The 15638-nt window shown below is 72.8% G+C and carries 8 protein-coding genes; 7 read left to right on the top strand and 1 reads right to left on the bottom strand.

Annotation, left to right across the window (positions count from 1 at the left end):
* The first annotated feature begins 23 nt into the window (after positions 1-23).
* The 7 genes from AB0K14_RS28645 (at position 24) to AB0K14_RS28615 (ending at position 12623) form a co-directional block, all read left to right on the top strand.
* A complete protein-coding gene (locus AB0K14_RS28645) occupies positions 24-2054 on the top strand; it encodes a TIM-barrel domain-containing protein (protein WP_360465617.1) in 2031 nt (676 codons plus the stop codon).
* Complete coding sequence (locus AB0K14_RS28640) at positions 2051-4012, top strand: beta-galactosidase (RefSeq protein ID WP_360465614.1); 1962 nt, start codon at positions 2051-2053, stop codon at positions 4010-4012. Before AB0K14_RS28645 ends, AB0K14_RS28640 begins: the two co-directional genes overlap by 4 nt.
* 103 nt (positions 4013-4115) lie before the next feature.
* Positions 4116-5615: a glycoside hydrolase family 43 protein gene (locus AB0K14_RS28635; protein ID WP_360465611.1), complete on the top strand. Its 1500-nt coding sequence runs from the start codon at positions 4116-4118 to the stop codon at positions 5613-5615.
* 64 nt (positions 5616-5679) lie between these two features.
* Positions 5680-7407: a cellulase family glycosylhydrolase gene (locus AB0K14_RS28630; RefSeq protein ID WP_360465608.1), complete on the top strand. Its 1728-nt coding sequence runs from the start codon at positions 5680-5682 to the stop codon at positions 7405-7407.
* Positions 7408-7496: 89 nt separating this feature from the next.
* Positions 7497-9611 (top strand): beta-galactosidase, encoded by a 2115-nt coding sequence (locus AB0K14_RS28625; RefSeq protein ID WP_360465605.1) that lies wholly within the window; start codon positions 7497-7499, stop codon positions 9609-9611.
* 82 nt (positions 9612-9693) lie between these two features.
* A complete protein-coding gene (locus tag AB0K14_RS28620; RefSeq protein ID WP_360465602.1) occupies positions 9694-11682 on the top strand; it encodes a cellulase family glycosylhydrolase in 1989 nt (662 codons plus the stop codon).
* Between the two features lie 161 nt (positions 11683-11843).
* Entirely contained in the window at positions 11844-12623 is a 780-nt protein-coding gene (locus AB0K14_RS28615; RefSeq protein ID WP_364339238.1) for a Calx-beta domain-containing protein, read from the top strand.
* On the opposite strand, the gene AB0K14_RS28610 is transcribed toward AB0K14_RS28615, so the two are convergent.
* Positions 12607-15537 carry a BTAD domain-containing putative transcriptional regulator gene (locus AB0K14_RS28610; RefSeq protein ID WP_360464514.1) on the bottom strand — a complete coding sequence of 977 codons (2931 nt, stop codon included), beginning with the start codon at positions 15535-15537 and terminating at the stop codon, positions 12607-12609. The two genes, AB0K14_RS28615 and AB0K14_RS28610, sit on opposite strands and share 17 nt — an antisense overlap.
* Positions 15538-15638: the final 101 nt, after the last annotated feature.

The raw sequence follows: 15638 nt of genomic DNA, 5'->3' as shown, positions 1-15638 counted from the left end.
TCACCACCGCCAGGAGCACCCCCATGCACTTCCACGATCTCGGCAACGCCCTCGAATGGCGGGCCAACGGCGAGACCTTGCGCATCGAGGCGTGGGGGCCCGACGCGGTCCGGGTCCGGGCGACCCCCGGCGGTCCGGTGCTCGACGACCTGCCCGGCGCGCTGCTCGACGCACCGCCCGGCGGCAAGCCGGAGATCGTCGTCGCCGAGCACCACGCGACCCTGGTCAACGGGGCGCTGACGGTGCGGGTCGACGCCGACACCGACGGCTCGGTCACCCCGTACCTGCCGGCCACGGCGGGCCGGCTCACGTTCCTGCGGACGGCGGACGGCGCGGAGCTGCTGGCCGAGCAACCGGCCCACTTCTGGTGGCCTGGCCCGCGGTCGGCGGCGCCGACCGGCAACGGCTACCACCGCCTGGAGCAGCGGTTCCGCGCCTACCCCGGCGAACGGCTCTACGGCCTCGGCCAGCACACCCACGGCCTGCTCGACCAGAAGGGCGCCGTGGTCGACCTCGTGCAGCGCAACGGCGAGGTGACCATCCCGCTGCTGGTGTCCGACCGCGGTTACGGCCTGCTGTGGAACTCGCCCGCCGTCGGCCGGGTGGAGCTGGCCGAGACGGGCACCCGGTGGGTGGCCGACAGCGCCCGCCAGATCGACTACTGGGTCACCGCGGGCACCCCCGCCGACGTGCTGCGCCGCTACGCCGACGCGACCGGCCACGCACCCGAGCTGCCCGCCTGGGCGGCCGGGTTCTGGCAGTGCAAGCTGCGCTACCGCACCCAGGAGGAGCTGCTGGAGGTCGCCCGCGAGTACCGGCGGCGCGGCCTGCCGCTGTCCGTGATCGTGTGCGACTTCTTCCACTGGACCCACCTCGGCGAGTGGCGCTTCGACCCGGAGGAGTGGCCCGACCCGGCCGGGATGGTGCGCGAGCTGGACGAGCTGGGCGTCAAGCTCATGGTCTCGGTCTGGCCGTCGGTCGGCCCGGCGAGCGAGAACTTCCACCCGATGTCGGACCGGGGCCTGCTCGTCGGCTCGGACTACGGGCCGGTGGCCCACGCCGACTGGCCGGACAAGGGCCTGGGCGCGTACTCGGCGCAGGTGGCGTTCTACGACAGCACCAACCCCGAGGCCCGCGACTACGTGTGGGAACGCATCCGCCGCGGCTACCACGAGCTGGGCATCACCGTCTTCTGGCTCGACGCCTCCGAGCCCGAGCTCAGGCCCGGCCACCAGACCGGTCTGCGCTACCACGCCGGCCCGGGCCCGGAGGTGGCCAACCTGTACCCGCGCGAGAACGCCCGCATGGTCCACGACGGTCTGCGCGCGGCCGGTGAGACCGAGATCGTCTCGCTCAACCGGTCCTCCTGGGCGGGCGCCCAGCGTTACGGCGCGGCACTGTGGTCGGGCGACATCGGCACGGACTTCGCCACGCTGCGCGCGCAGATCAAGGCCGGCCTGAACGTGATGATGTCGGGGATCCCCTGGTGGACGACGGACATCGGCGGCTTCCACGGCGGCGACCCCGACGACCCCGCGTACCGCGAGGTGCTGGTGCGGTGGTTCCAGTACGGGACGTTCTGCCCGTTGTTCCGGCTGCACGGCTTCCGCGGCCCCTCGCAGGTCCTGGAGCCGGCGATGACGGGCCTGCCCAACGAGGTCTGGTCCTACGGCGAGGAGGTGTACCCGATCCTGGTCGACCACCTCCGCCTGCGCGAACGCCTGCGGCCGTACGTCATGGAGCAGATGCGCACCGCCGCGCGGACCGGTCTGCCGCCGATGCGGCCGCTGTTCCTGGAGTTCCCCGACGACGAGCGGGCGTGGGAGGTCGACGACGCGTTCCTGCTCGGCCCCGACCTGCTCGTCGCACCCGTCACCGCCGCGGGCGCGCGGGAGCGCACCGTGCACCTGCCCGCCGGAGCCCGGTGGACCGACGCGCGGACCAACCGGCAGCACGCGGGCGGGCAGACGGTCACCGCCGCCGCCCCGATCGAGCACATCCCGCTGTTCGTGCGCGACGACGCACGGCTGCCGCTGCACGAGGAGCAGGCATGACGGCACACGACCTGACCAAGCGGCTCGGTGGTCTCGCGTTCGGCGGTGACTACAACCCCGAGCAGTGGGACGAGGACGTCTGGGCCGAGGACGACGAGCTGATGCGCCGCGCCCGGGTCAACCTCGCCACGGTCGGCGTGTTCTCCTGGGCGCTGCTGGAGCCCGAGGAAGGCCGCTACGACTTCTCCTGGCTCGACGCCCACCTCGACCGCCTGCACGCGGCCGGCGTCGCCGTCGACCTGGCCACGCCGACGGCATCCCCTCCCCCGTGGTTCACCAGGGCGCACCCGGACGCGATGCCGGTGACCCCCGACGGCGTCCGGCTCGTGCACGGCAGCCGCGACACCTACTGCCTCGCCGCACCGGCCTACCGCGACGCGGCCCGCCGCATCGCCGCCGCGCTGGCCGAGCGCTACGCCGGGCACCCCGCGGTCGCGCTGTGGCACGTGCACAACGAGTACGCCACGCTCTGCTGGTGCGACCACGCCGCCACCGCGTTCCGCACCTGGCTGCGCGACCGGCACGGCACGCTGGAGGCGCTGAACGAGGCGTGGGGCACGGCGTTCTGGAGCCAGCGCTACTCCTCGTGGGACGACGTCCTGCCGCCACGCGCCACGCAGTGGCACCACAACCCCGGCCAGTCGCTGGACTTCCGCCGCTTCTGGTCCGACCTGGCCCTCGCGGCCTACCGGGAGCAGCGCGACGCGATCCGCGCGCACAGCGACCTGCCGGTGACCACCAACCTGATGCTGCCCGGCTACCAGAACCTCGACCTGTGGGCGTTCGGCCGCGAACTGGACGTCGTGACCATCGACCACTACCCGGACCGGCCGGGCCTCGACGCCGCGGCGGACACCGCGTTCGGCGCGGACCGCGCCCGTTCGTTCGGCGGCGGCCGGCCGTGGTTGCTCATGGAGCAGGGCACGAACACCGTCTACGCCGAAGGCCGGGTGCTGCCGAAGGACCCGGGCGACATCCTGCGGCACACGCTCGCCCACGTCGCACGCGGATCGGAGGGCGCGCTGTTCTTCCAGTGGCGCCAGTCGCAGGCGGGCGCCGAGACGTGGCACTCGGCGATGGTGCCGCACGCCGGGCCGGACAGCCGGATCTTCCGGGAGGTGACGGCGGTCGGCGAGGCCGTCGCCCGGCTCGGGGAGGTGGCCGGGTCGACCGTGACCGCCGAGGTGGCCGTGCTGCACGACGCGGAGGCGTGGTGGGCGTCGGAAGCCGACGGCCTGCCCTCGCCGGACCTCGACTACCACTCGATGCTGCGGCGGGCGCACCGCGCGTTGTGGGACGCGGGCGTGGTGACCGACTTCGCCCACCCGGAGCACGACCTGGGCCGGTACCGGCTCGTCCTCGCCCCCGCCCTGTTCCTGCTGTCCGACGCGGGCGCGGCGAACCTGAGCCGCTACGTCGCCGAGGGCGGCACGCTGCTCGTCCAGCACTTCAGCGGCGTGGTCGACGAACGGGTGCAGGCGCGCCTCGGCGGCTACCCCGCCCCGGACCTGCGCGAAGCCCTCGGCATCCGGGTCGAGGAGCCGCGGCCGCTGCGGCGGGAGGAGCGGATCGCGCTGTCCGACGGCTCGCACGGCACGGTGTGGAGCGAGTACCTGGACCCCGACGGCGCCGAGGCGATCGCCTCCTACACCCACGGGATGCTCGCCGGACGCCCGGCGCTCACCCGCCACGCCTTCGGCGCCGGCCACGGCTGGTACCTCTCCACGGTCCTCGACACCGCCGACTACGCCACGCTGGTCGACCGGCTGCTGCGGGAGGTCGGTGTGGCCCGCGAGTGGCCGCCCGGCGTCGAAGCCGTCACCCGCGGCGACTGGTGCTTCCTGCTCAACCACGGTGGTGACACCGTCCCGATCCCCCGGGCCGCCCACGACCTGCTCACCGGTGGGCCGCTGACCGGGCTGCCGCCCGGCGGCTGCGCCGTGCTCCGGATGCCCTGACCACACCGAACCCGCCGACCACACCGAACCCGCCGACCACACCGTGCGCCGTGCCGCACCGGTGCGCCGGAGCGCGCCCCAAACCACGAAAGGGCCTGATCGGATGTCACCGAACCCCAGCACGTTCGCCAACCCCGTGCTCGCGGGTTTCCACCCCGACCCGAGCGTGTGCCGGGTCGGCGACGACTACTACCTCGTCTGCTCCAGCTTCGAGTACTTCCCCGGTGTACCGATCTTCCACAGCCGCGACCTGGTGCACTGGACGCAGATCGGCAACGTGCTCGACCGGCCCGAGCAGCTTCGCCTCCCGCTCGACACGCCGTCGTCCGCCGGTGTCTACGCGCCGACCCTGCGCCACCACGACGGCCGGTTCTGGCTGATCACCACCAACGTGAGCGGTGACGGCAACCTCCTGGTCACCGCCGCCGACCCCGCCGGACCGTGGTCGGACCCGATCCTGCTGCCCGACGTGCCCGGCATCGACCCGGACCTCGCGTGGGACTCCGACGGCACCTGCTGGTGCACGGTCGCCGGGGTGTCGCAGGTCCGGCTCGACCCGCGCACCGGGCAGGTGCTCGACGCACCTCGGCGGATCTGGTCCGGCGCGCCCGGCGCGAAGGCCCCGGAGGCGCCGCACCTGTACCGCATCGGCGACTACTGGTACCTGCTCATCGCCGAGGGCGGCACCGAACGCGGCCACGGCGTCTCGATCTCCCGCGCCACCACCCCCTCCGGACCGTTCGAGCCGTGCCCGGCGAACCCGGTCCTGACCCACCGGAGCACCGACCACCCGATCCAGAACACCGGGCACGGCGACCTCGTGCAGGGGCCGGACGGTTCGTGGTGGATGGTGCTGCTCGGCGTGCGGCCCGGTGGCGGGACGCCCGGCTGGCACGTGCTGGGCCGCGAGACCTTCCTCGCGCCCGTGACCTGGGTGGACGACTGGCCGGTCGTCGGGCCGCTTGAGCCCGAGGCGACCGTCCCGTGGCCGCTGCGACCGGAGCCGACCGCGCCGGGCCGCGACGACTTCGACCTCCCCGCACTCCAGCCGGCCTGGATCTCGCTGCGCGACCGCCGGGAACAGCACTGCACGACGGAGGAACGTGCCGGGTGGCTGACCCTGCACGCGCGCGGCGCGTCCCTGGACGAGCGCGACGTCGTGTTCGTCGGCCGCCGCCAGCAGCACCGGTCCTGCCGGGTGCGCGCGCTGGTGGACGCCGCGGGCGGGACGGGCGGTCTCGCGGTGCGGCTGGACGAGGAGCACCACTACGAGGTCGAGGCGACCGCCGACGAGGTGCGGGTGGTCGCCCGCGTCGGCTCGCTGAAGACCGTCGTGGCGTCCCGGGCGGTACCCGCCGGTCCCCTGGTCCTGGGCGTGGACGTGCGGGAGGAGAAGACCCTCCGGGACGCGCGCACCGGCCCCGACACCGTCACCTTCGGCATCGGGGAACCGGACGGGACGTTCACCGCCCTCGCCACCCTCGACGGCCGCTACCTCTCCACCGAGGTCGCCGGGGGCTTCACCGGCCGGGTCATCGGCCTGTACGCCGCCGAGGGCCACGTCCACTTCGACTGGTACGACCACGAGCCGCTCGACAGCTGACCCGCGTCCCACGCGGGTGTTCCGCCTGCCGCAACCGGTTCCACCGACAGCAAAGGCGACCGACATGGATCGAACCCGACCGCAGTCCTGGCGCGGCAGGCTCCGCCGGGTGGTGAGCATCCCGGTGGCGCTGGTCGTCGCCGGGGTCCTCGCCGCCGGCACGGCCTCCGGCGCCGCTCCCGAGGCGGATCACGGCGTCCCGAGCAGCGCGATGGCCGTCGCCGCCGCGATGCAGCCCTCGTGGAACCTGGGCAACAGCCTCGACGCCATCCCCGACGAGACGGGCTGGGGCAACCCGCCCGCCACGAGGGAGCTGTTCCGGACCCTGCGCGCGCAGGGCTTCCGCAGCGTCCGCATCCCGGTGACCTGGTCGAACTTCCAGTCGACCACCGCTCCGTACACGATCGACGCCAAGTTGACGAGCCGCGTGAAGCAGGTCGTGGACTGGGCCCTGGCGGAGAACCTCTACGTCGTGCTCAACCTGCACCACGACTCGTGGCAGTGGATCGCGGCCATGCCCACCGACCACGACAACGTGCGCGCCCGGTTCGACTCGACCTGGACCCAGATCGCCACCACGTTCAAGCACTCGTCGCGCAGGCTGCTGTTCGAGAGCGTCAACGAACCGACCTTCACCAACGCCGACGACGCGCAGAAGGTGCGGCTGCTGGACGAGTTGAACACCTCGTTCCACCGCATCGTGCGACAGTCCGGTGGCCGGAACGCCACCCGGGTGCTCGTGCTGCCCACGCAGGTGTGCACACCGGACCAGAAGCTCATGGACGACCTGGCCGCCACGATGGCCTCGCTGCACGACCCGAACCTGATGGCCACCGTGCACTTCTACGGCTTCTGGCCCTTCAGCGTGAACATCGCGGGCTTCACCCGCTTCGACGAGACCGTCCAGCGGGACATGACCGACGCGTTCGCCCGGATGCGCGACACGTTCACCGCCAAGGGCATCCCGGTCTACCTGGGCGAGTACGCCCTGCTCTCCTACGACTACACCCGGCCCGGCATCATCGAGCGCGGCGAGGTGCTGAAGTACTTCGAGGCGGTGGGCGAGGAAGCCCGCAAGAGCAAGGTCGTCACGGCCCTGTGGGACGCCGGCTCGTTCCTCGACCGCCACACGCTGCAGTGGCGCGACCCGGACGTCTTCGCCCAGATCAAGTCGGGTTGGACCACCCGCTCGGGCACGGCCTCGTCCGACCTGCTGTTCGTGCCCAAGTCCACCCCGATCACCGCCACGACGCTCACGCTCAACCTGAACGGCACGAGCTTCCGAGGGCTGTGGCACGGCGACGCGAGGCTGCGCGAGGGCCGCGACTACACCGTGTCCGGCGACCGGCTCACGCTGACCGCCACCGCGCTGACCAGGCTCGTCGGCGACCGGGCGTACGGCGTCAACTCGACGGTCGAGGCCAGGTTCTCCCGCGGCGTCCCCTGGCGGATCGACGTGATCACGAACGACGCGCCGGTGCTGTCCGACGCGACCGGCACCGCGAACTCGCTCTCCGTGCCGACGCGGTTCCAGGGCGACGTGCTCGCGACGATGGCGGCCCGGTACGCGGACGGTTCGGCCGCCGGCCCGACCAACTGGACGCCGTTCCAGGAGTTCTACACGACCGTCCGCCCGGACTACCCCGGCGGGGCGATCGTCCTGCCGCCGGCGTTCTTCGACGGCGTCCGCGACGGCGAACCGGTCACCTTGACGTTCCACTTCTGGAGCGGCGTCGAGCTGACCTACCACGTGACCAGGTCCGGCACCTCGGTCACCGGCACGACGTCCTGACCGGCCCCGGCGGCCCGGGTCCGGTCCGGACCCGGGCCGCCGGGCCACCCCTCACGGTCTTCGGAGGCCGCACCACCATGGAACGATCCATGCCACCGCGCGTCCTGTTCGGCGCCGCCTACTACCACGAGTACCAACCCCACGACCGGTTGCAGACCGACCTGGACCTGATGGCGCAGGCGGGTTTCACCGTCATCCGGGTCGGCGAGTCGGTGTGGTCCACCTGGGAACCGGAGAACGGGCGGTTCGACGTCGACTGGGTGACGCCCGTGCTCGACGGTGCCCACGAACGCGGCATCTCCGTCGTCCTCGGCACGCCCACGTACGCCGTGCCGCCGTGGCTGTCCCGGCAGTACCCCGAGATCGCCGCCGAGCACGCCACCGGGCAGCGGATGGGCTGGGGCGCCCGCCAGGAGGTGGACTTCACCCACCCCGCCTTCCGCTTCCACGCCGAGCGCGTGACCCGCCGGATCCTCGGCCGGCACGCCTCGCACCCGGCGGTCATCGGCTTCCAGGTGGACAACGAACCGGGCCTGCGGCTGCCGCACAACCACGGCCTGTTCCAGCGGTTCGTGGACGACCTGCGCGCGCGGTACGGCACCGTGGAGGCGCTCAACCGGGAGTGGGGCCTCGTCTACTGGTCGCACCGGCTCTCCACCTGGGCCGACCTCTGGACACCGGACGACAACGCGCAGCCCCAGTACGACGTCGCGTGGCGGGCGTTCCAGGCCCGCCAGACCACCGAGTTCGTCGCCTGGCAGGCGGACATCGTGCGGGAGTACGCGAACCCCGACCAGTTCACCACCACGTGCATCTCCTACGGCCACCCGGCTTTCGAGGACGACGAGCTCACCGACGCGCTGGACGTCACGGCGGGCAACCCGTACTACGACATGCAGGACGGCCTCGTGCTGCCCGATCCGACGCCCGACGACCACGAGCAGCAGCACTGGAAGACCACCGGCGTGTGGGCGCTCTACGAGAACGCGGACCGCGTCTTCTCGTCCCGCCAGGAACCGTTCCTGATCACCGAGACCAACGCGCAGGCGATCGGCGGCACGTCGGACAACCGACCGGGCTACGACGGGCAGTGGCGGCAGGCGGCCTGGGCACTGGTCTCGCGCGGCGCGCGGATGGTGGAGTACTGGCACTGGCACACGTTGCACTTCGGCGCGGAGACCCACTGGGGTGGCGTGCTGCCGCACAGCGGTCGTCCCGGCCGGGTCTACGCCGAGGTAGCCCGCCTCGGCGCCGAGTTCGGCACCGCCGGCGCCCTGGTGGCCGGGATCGAGCCGGACGCCGACGTCGCGCTGGTCTACTCGATGCCGAACAAGTGGCTGATGCAGAAGTACCCGCCGTTGGCGACCGCGGACGGCGGTCCGGACCACTCCTCGTACCACCGCATCTTCGACTCGTTCTACCGCGGCGTCTTCGAGGCGGGCCGGCAGGCGCGCATCATCCACACCCGCCAGCTGCACCGGCGCTCGTCCCCCGAGGACGCGGTGCGGCGCCACCCCGTGCTGGTCGCCGCCGGCCTGTACCTCGCCGACGACGCGACGCTCGACTGGCTCGCCGCCTACGCGCACGCCGGCGGTCACCTCGTCCTGGGCCCCCGGACGGGCTACGCGGACCACGAGGCGCGCGCACGGCCCGAGCCCGCCCCGCCGCGGCTCGTCGAGGCCGCGGGCGTGTGGTACGACGAGTTCAGCAACCTGGCCGTCCCGCTGCCGGTCCGCGCCGCGCCGGGCAGCCCGCTCGACCTCGGCGCGGACGCGACCGCGACGCGGTGGCTGGAAGGCCTGACCGCGGTGGACGCGGACGTGCTCGCCGAGTACGACCACCCGCACTTCGGCCGCTGGCCCGCCGTCACCACCCGCCGGCACGGAGCAGGCCGCGTCACCTGCGTGGGCACCGTGCCGGGCCGCGCCCTCGCCCGGAGCCTGGCGGCCTGGCTCGCACCCGTGCCCGTCAGCGGTTGGGTGGACCTGCCCGCCACCGCCACCGCGACCACCGGCACGTCGCCGGACGGCCGCCGCGTGCACGTGGTCCACAACTGGAGCCCGCGGCCCACCGAGGTCCGGGCGCCGCGCGACCTGACCGACGTGCTGTCCGGCGACGCGGTCGACGCCGGCGCACCCGTGCGCCTCGACGGGTGCGACGTGCGGGTCTTCACCGCGGGCGACGACGCGCCACACCGACCCTGACGACCTTTTTCAGCTGAGAGTGAGGAGTCCCATGTTCGGATTGCGCAGGAGTGCACGACCTGTCCGGCGCCGGATAGGTGTCGTGGCGGCCGGGGTCGCGGCCCTGACCGCGAGCCTGGTCACGGTGACGGCGAACGAGGCCGTCGCGGCGGAGGCCGGGTGCACCGTGGCGTACTCGGTCACGGGCCAGTGGTCGGGTGGCTTCAACGCCGACGTGGCCGTGACCAACAACGGCGCCGCGGTCGACGGCTGGCAGCTGAGCTGGGAGTGGCCGACCGGCCAGGGGGTCCGCAACGCCTGGAACGCGGAGGTGACCGAGTCCGACAACCGGGTCACCGCGTCGGACGCCGGTTACAACGCCAAGATCAAGACGAACTCGACGGTGCGGTTCGGCTTCATCGGCACCTGGGCGGAAGCCAACACGGCGCCGTTGTCGTTCTCGCTCAACGGTGTCACCTGCGTCCACGGCGGGAAGCAACTCAGCGCCATGGAGCACACCGCGGCGATGCAGCCGGGGTGGAACCTCGGCAACACCCTCGACTCGACCGGCAGCGACGAGACGTCCTGGGGCAACCCGCGCATCACGGAAGCCCTGTTGGACAACGTGAAGGCGCAGGGCTTCAAGAGCGTCCGCCTTCCCGTCACCTGGAGTGCGCACCTCGGCCCGGGGCCGGACCACGCGATCGAGGCGGCGTACCTGGACCGCGTCAAGGAGGTCGTGCGCTGGGCGCTGGCGCGCGACCTGTACGTCATGATCAACCTCCACCACGACTCGTGGCAGTGGGTCTGGAACATGCCGGGCGACCGCACCGGCGTGCTCGACCGGTTCAACCGGATCTGGACGCAGCTGGCGGGCGCCTTCACCGAGTTCGGGCCCAAGCTGACGTTCGAGAGCTGGAACGAGCCGCAGTTCACCGGTAGCACGGGCAAGCCGCAGGAGATCCAGCTGAACGCCGAGCTGAACGCGTCGTTCCACGACATCGTGCGCCGGTCGGGCGGCAACAACGCCACCCGCCTGCTGGTCCTGCCGACCCTGCACACCTCGTCCGAGCAGACGTACGTCGACCCGCTGGTGGAGCAGATCCAGGGGTTCGGCGACCCCAACCTGATCGCGACCGTGCACTACTACGGCTACTGGCCGTTCAGCGTGAACGTCGCGGGTGGCACGCGCTTCGACGCGGTTGCCCAGAAGGACGTCACCGACACGTTCGACCGCGTCCGCACCAGCTTCGTCGCGCGCGGCATCCCGGTGATCATCGGTGAGTACGGCCTGCTCGGCTTCGACCGGCACACCGGGACCATCGAGCAGGGCGAGAAGCTGAAGTTCTTCGAGTACTTCGGCCACCAGGCGCGCGTCAACAAGGTCACCACGATGCTCTGGGACAACGGCCAGCACTTCAACCGCAACGCGTTCCAGTGGAGCGACCCGGAGCTGTACGCGCAGATCAAGTCGAGCTGGACGACCCGCTCCGGCACGGCCTACACCGACCAGGTGTTCACCGCGAAGTCGAGCCCCATCACCGCCAGGACGATCGCGCTGAACCTCAACGGCACGTCGTTCACCGACCTGCACCACGGCAGCACGAAGCTGGTGCGCGGCCGGGACTACACGATCGAGGGTGACCAGCTCACCCTGACCGCCGCGGCGCTGACGAGGCTGAGCGGCTCGCGGGGCTACGGCACGAACGCGGTGCTGACGGCACGCTTCTCCCAGGGCGTGCCGTGGCGGTTCTACGTCATCACCCATGACACCCCGGTGCTGTCCGACGCCACCGGGACGACGGCTTCGTTCGCCATCCCGACGGCCTTCCGCGGCGACCAGCTCGCCACGATGGAGGCCAAGTACGACGACGGCACCAACGCGGGCCCGCACGACTGGACGTCGTTCAAGGAGTACGACCGGGCGTTCACGCCCGACTACACCGACGGCCGCACCACCCTGACACCGGACTTCTTCGCCGCTGTCAAGGACGACTCCCGGGTGACGCTCACGTTCCACTACTGGAGCGGCGACAAGGTGACGTACTACGTCACCAAGTCGGGCACGTCCGTCACCGGGACGACGGCCTGACCTGACCGGGTCGACCAGGAGACCGCCGAAGACCGTTCCCGGTCTTCGGCGGTCTCCGGCGGTCTTCGGCATGGCGCCCACCCCACTCGCCGCGACACCGGTGCACCGCGCTGACCTGCACCACAACCCGGCCACAACCGGCCGGGGTTAGGAATCACCCCATGAAGTTCACGATGAGACTGGTCCTGGCGGTGGTCGCCGCGGTCGGGGTGCTGGTTCCCGTGTCCGCCGCGCACGCCACCGAGTGCTCGCCCGCCCGGGTGGCGGCGGAGGACGTCAACGAGTACGAGGGCACCACGGCGGACAACCGCCTGGTGTTCCAGGTGACCGCGACGGCGGACGCCGGCTGTGAGCCGATCGGCTCGGTGCACTACTACGTCGAGGGCACCACGGCCACCGCGGGCAACGACTTCACCGCCGTCCCCGAGGGCACCCTGACGTGGACCGCCACCTCGTCCGCGACGCGGACGGTGGCGGTGACGGTGCACCACGACGAGCAGCGCGAGTACGACGAGCAGCTGGAACTGCACCTGGTCGGGGCCGGCGGGGTGGTCGTGACGGACCCGGTGGCGATCGGGTGGTTGCGCGACGACGACGGCATGGTCGTCCGCCCGGTCGAGACGGAGGTCGACAGCGGGAAGATCTGCTGGGTCCCGGACGTCTGCCGGGTGCCGATCAGGTTCTCCGTGCCGCTGCGCGCCCCCGTCACGCTGTACTACCGCACGCACGACGTGACGGCGATCGGCGGTCAGGACTACGTCGTGGTGACCAGGGCGAAGGTGACCGCGAAGCCCGGCGTGACGAGCGTGGTCGTGCCGATCAGACTGGTGCCAGACCAGTCACCGGAGCCGGACGAGGTGTTCGAGCTCGAAGTGCTCACCACGTCCGCCGGTCGGGTGGTCGGCGGCAACGGCTCGGTGACGATCAGGTCCGGTCAGTAGCCGCGGCCTCGGCCGTCGCGCCCACCTGCCGGTACAGCCGGATCGCCCGGTCCCGGTGGTGTCGTGCGGCGGCCCGGTCGCCGCGGCGGTCGGCCAGGTCGGCCAGGTCGCGGTGCACGCCGGCTTCCTCGAAGGCGTCCGGCACGCGGGAGCGCTCGGTCAGGGCGGCCGACAGCGCTCCCGCCGCCGCGTCGAGGTCACCGGCCCGCGCGTGGGCCCGGCCGAGCAGGTTCAGCACCGTGGCCAGGCCGTGGCGGTCGTCCACCTCGTGGCAGATCTCCAGCGCCTGCTCGAAGAACGCCACGCCGTGCCCGTCGCGGTCGAGGTGGGCGGCGCCGATGTCGGCCAGCACCTCCCACTCCAGCCAGCGGTCGCCGATCTCGCGGCTCAGGTCCAGGGCGCGGTCGAGGTCCCGCAGCGCCACGTCCGGTTCACCGCGCCGCAGGTGCGCCTCGCCCAGGGTGTTCAGCGTGCCCGCCTCGAACCTGGTGTTGCCCAGCTCGCGGAACGCCTCCAGCGCGTCGCGCAGCGGCGCCAGGCTCGCGTCCGGGTCGCCCATGCGGATGTAGGTGTGGCCGAGGTTGCGCTGCGACAGCGCCCGGCCCAGCGGGTTGCCCGCGCGGGCGCAGCAGTCCACGGCGCGCAGGTGCGACGGCACCGCCTCGTCGAACCGGCGCAGCTCGGCCAGGGCGTTGGCGATGTTGTTGTGCACGTGGCCCTCGCCGGCCAGGTCGCCGAGGTCGCGGACGATCGCGAGCGCCTGGTGGTTGGCGTCGATGGCCTCCGCCAGCCGGCGGGTCATGAACAGCGCGACGCCCAGCCCACGCAGCATCTCCGCCTCGGCGGCCCGGTCGCCCAGCTCGGCGGCGGCACGGACGGCGACCCGGCACATCGCCACCCGCTCGTGCCAGTGGCCGGTGGCCTCGTAGAAGCTGGTCAACAGGTAGGTCAGGTGCCAGGCGGCGGTCAGGTCGCGCCGCTCGCGGGCGAACTGCACCACGGGTAACAGGTTCTCCCGCTCCCCTTCGAGGAACGCGAGCGCGGCGTGCCGGTCCGGGGGGAACGGCGGCTTCTGCCACGGGTGCCGGATGACGGGGCGGACCAGGTCGCGCGCCGGGTTGGCCACCAGGTTCACCTCGTGCGCGGCCTGCGTGTACCAGTCCAGCAGCCGTTCGCCCGCCTCGGTCCGCTCGTCGCCGGTCGGCAGGCCGCGGGCGAACTCGCGGATCAGGTCGTGGAAACCGAAGCGGTGGGGCCCGACCTCGGTCACCAGGTGCGCGGCGGCCAACGACGCCAGGGGCGCCCGTGCCGACTCCACCTCGGAGACCGCCGCGGCCAACCAGGATGTGAACGTCGCGCCCGGGGTGACCGCGGCTCGGCGGAACACCCGCGCCTGCTCCTCCGCCAGCGGCCGGTAGGCGCCGGCGATCACCGCGCGCACGCTCCGCGAGTCGCCCTCCACCTCCAGCCCGTCGAGCCGGTCCTCGGCCAGCTCGGCCACCAACGCCTCGATCCGCCGCTTCGGGCTGCCCAGCAGGCGGGCGGCGGCGATGCGCAGCGCCAGGGGCATGCCGCCGCACAGCGCGGCCAGCTCGCGTGCCGCCGTCGGCTCGGCCGCGACCCGCCGCTCCCCCAGCACGGCGCCCAGCAGCGCCAGGGACTCCTCGTGCGATAACGCGTCCAGCAGCACCGGGTGGACCGCGTGCCGGGCGGCCAGCGCGGCGGGCGATCGCCTGGTCGTCACCACCAGCAGCGACGCACCGCCGCCCGGCACCAGCGGTTCCACGTCCCGCACGTCCCCGGCGTTGTCCAGCACGACCACGCACCTGCGGTCGTGCACGAGCGTCCGGTACAGCGCGACGCGCTCGGCCTCGTCGGCGGGGATGTGGTCCTCGGGCACGTCCAGCACGCGCAGCACGTGCGCCAGCGCGTGGGCGCCGGACAACGCCTGCTCCGGGTCGTGGCCGCGCAGGTCCAGGAACAGCCGTCCGCCGGGGAACCGGTGCGCGACCCGGTGGCCCCACTCCACCGCCAGCGCCGTCTTGCCCATGCCGGCCGGGCCGGAGATCACCACCACCGACGGGTCGTCGCCCTCGGCGAGGAGCCGGTCGAGCCCGGCCAACTCGTCGTCCCGGCCGGTGAAGTGACCGACCCGCGCGGGCAGCTCGGCCGGCGCGCGGGCGACCGGCGGGTCCAGGTCCGGGTCGCGGCGCAGGATCGCGGTGTGCAGCTCCACCAGCTCGGGGCCGGGGTCGACGCCGAACTCGTCGGCGAGCTGCTCGCGCAGCCGCCGGAAGGCGTCCAACGCGTCGACGTGCCTGCCGGACCGGTACAGGGCGAGCATGTGCAGCCGGGTCAGGCGTTCGCTGGTGGGGTTGGCGGCCAGCAGCGCGGGCAGCTCCACCACCGCCGCCTCGTGGCCGCCGGCGCGCAACTCGGCGTCCCACAGGTCTTCCAGGGTCGCCGACCGCAGCTCGTGCAGCCGCTCCACGTCCCGCAGCGCCCACCCGGCCGGTTCGGCGTCGGCGAGCGCGTCACCGCGCCACAGCTGTGCCGCGGCGCGCAGCAGTTCGGCCGCGCGCCTCGGCGACCGCTCCGCCCGACCGGCCCGCAGCAGCTCCTCGAACCGGCGCGCGTCGACCTCGACGCCGGTCAGCAGGTAGCCGGGTTCCTTGGTGAGCAGCACGTCGGGCAGCCCGCAGTCGGCCAGCGCCCGGCGGATGCGGGCGACGTGGCTGTGCAGGGTCTTGATCGCGGTGCGCGGCGGGTCGTCGCCCCACAGCACGTCGACGAGCCGGGTGAACGGCAGCACGGCGCCGGCGTGCAGGGCCAGCACGCCGAGCACGGCCCGCTGCCTCGTGCCGACCAGCGCGGCGGGGCCGAGCGGACCGACCGCCTCGACCGGTCCCAGCACCCTGATCAGCCCCGCAACCGGCTCGCAACCGGACGACAGCCCACCGTCGGTAGACCTTTCCCCACGACGGTCGACCTGATCGTCCACAAGGGGAAAGGTAC

Origin of the sequence: Actinosynnema sp. NPDC050801, from assembly GCF_040673975.1 — a bacterium.
In the GTDB taxonomy this organism is placed as follows: domain Bacteria; phylum Actinomycetota; class Actinomycetes; order Mycobacteriales; family Pseudonocardiaceae; genus Actinosynnema.
Note: the sequence above shows the minus strand (reverse complement) of the source record. Positions and strands in the feature narration are given on the sequence as shown.

Excerpts from the sequence above, each read along its gene's own strand:
- AB0K14_RS28645 (WP_360465617.1), top strand. The coding sequence starts at position 24 with ATGCACTTCCACGATCTCGGCAACGCCCTCGAATGGCGGGCCAACGGC.
- AB0K14_RS28625 (WP_360465605.1), top strand. The coding sequence starts at position 7,497 with ATGCCACCGCGCGTCCTGTTCGGCGCCGCCTACTACCACGAGTACCAA.
- AB0K14_RS28640 (WP_360465614.1), top strand. The coding sequence starts at position 2,051 with ATGACGGCACACGACCTGACCAAGCGGCTCGGTGGTCTCGCGTTCGGC.
- AB0K14_RS28615 (WP_364339238.1), top strand. The coding sequence starts at position 11,844 with ATGAAGTTCACGATGAGACTGGTCCTGGCGGTGGTCGCCGCGGTCGGG.
- AB0K14_RS28635 (WP_360465611.1), top strand. The coding sequence starts at position 4,116 with ATGTCACCGAACCCCAGCACGTTCGCCAACCCCGTGCTCGCGGGTTTC.
- AB0K14_RS28630 (WP_360465608.1), top strand. The coding sequence starts at position 5,680 with ATGGATCGAACCCGACCGCAGTCCTGGCGCGGCAGGCTCCGCCGGGTG.